Origin of the sequence: Nocardia sp. NPDC060259 (assembly GCF_042728775.1) — a bacterium.
Taxonomy (GTDB): domain Bacteria; phylum Actinomycetota; class Actinomycetes; order Mycobacteriales; family Mycobacteriaceae; genus Nocardia.
Window position 1 is genome coordinate 1 of record NZ_JBHXAY010000205.1, and the last position, 1,224, is coordinate 1,224.

General features: G+C 67.0%; 2 protein-coding genes. Both read left to right on the forward strand.

Going from position 1 to position 1,224, the window contains the following annotated elements; all coding sequences use genetic code 11:
* Positions 1 to 152 precede the first annotated feature (152 nt).
* On the forward strand, positions 153 to 896 hold the full coding sequence (gene nucS, locus ACFWF2_RS33600; RefSeq protein WP_379311509.1) for an endonuclease NucS: 744 nt from the start codon (positions 153 to 155) through the stop codon (positions 894 to 896).
* A gap of 10 nt (positions 897 to 906) precedes the next feature.
* The gene (locus ACFWF2_RS33605; protein WP_379311510.1) at positions 907 to 1,197 is read left to right on the forward strand and encodes an ATP/GTP-binding protein; all 291 of its coding nucleotides are present in this window, start codon (positions 907 to 909) and stop codon (positions 1,195 to 1,197) included.
* Positions 1,198 to 1,224 lie beyond the last annotated feature (27 nt).

The following is a 1,224-nucleotide window of genomic DNA, read 5'->3' on the forward strand; positions in this document are numbered from 1 at the left end:
CGAACCCGGAAGCTAAGGCCACCTGCGCCGATGGTACTGCACTCGACAGGGTGTGGGAGAGTAGGACACCGCCGGAACATCATTGCGAAAGGCCCCCAGCATCATGCTGGGGGCCTTTTTGCGTTTCCGGGTGCGTCACCTACAGTTTCGGAGTGCGCCTTGTCATTGCTCGTTGCCAGGTCGACTACGTCGGCCGACTGACCGCCCACCTTCCGATGGCTCGCCGATTGCTGCTGATCAAGGCCGACGGCTCGGTGCTCGTGCACTCCGATGGCGGCTCGTACAAGCCGCTGAACTGGATGAGCCCGCCGTGCTGGCTCGAGGAGCGCGATATCGCGACCCTGGTCCCCGCGGAGCTGCCCACCGGTGTGACCGCGCTGCGTGAGGGCAAGACGGCGCTGCCGGACAACATCAAGGCGCTGTGGGTGGTGACCAACAAGGCCGGCGAGGAACTGCGCATCACCATCGAGGACATCGAGCACGACTCCTCGCACGAACTGGGCGTCGACCCGGGTCTGGTCAAGGACGGCGTCGAGGCGCATCTGCAGGAGCTGCTGGCCGAACACGTGACGAAGCTGGGCGAGGGGTACACCCTGATCCGGCGCGAGTACATGACCGCCATCGGCCCCGTGGATCTGCTGTGCCGCGACGCCGACGGCGCGACGGTGGCCGTGGAGATCAAGCGGCGCGGTGAGATCGACGGCGTCGAACAGCTCACCCGCTACCTGGAACTGCTCAATCGCGATCCGCTGCTGGCGCCGGTCGCCGGCGTGTTCGCGGCCCAGCAGATCAAGCCGCAGGCGCGCACGCTCGCCGAGGACCGAGGGATCCGCTGCCTCACGCTCGATTACGACGAGCTGCGTGGCACGGAGAGCAACGTTTTCCGCCTCTTCTAGGCTGGGAACCATGCCGCGACGTAAACCACGCTCCGGGCGACGTAGCGAACCGGCGCCCATGGGGGATGTGTACGGGCGTACCGAGGACGGGCCTGGCGACGAAACCTACATCGTCCGAACGGTTCCCGGCGCCAGGGCGGTCAAGACGTATCGGTGCCCCGGCTGTGATCACGAGATCGCCCCTGGCGTCGCCCACATCGTCGCCTGGGCCGCCGAGGGCGGCGAGGACGACCGCAGGCACTGGCATCAGGGCTGCTGGAACGGTAGGCGCACCCGCGGCATCACCCGCCGCTGGTCCTGAACCGCAAGACGACGAAAACCGAAGGCC

What these genes read in the sequence shown, in the direction of transcription:
- ACFWF2_RS33605 (WP_379311510.1), top strand. Translation starts at nt 907, where the DNA reads ATGCCGCGACGTAAACCACGCTCCGGGCGACGTAGCGAACCGGCGCCC.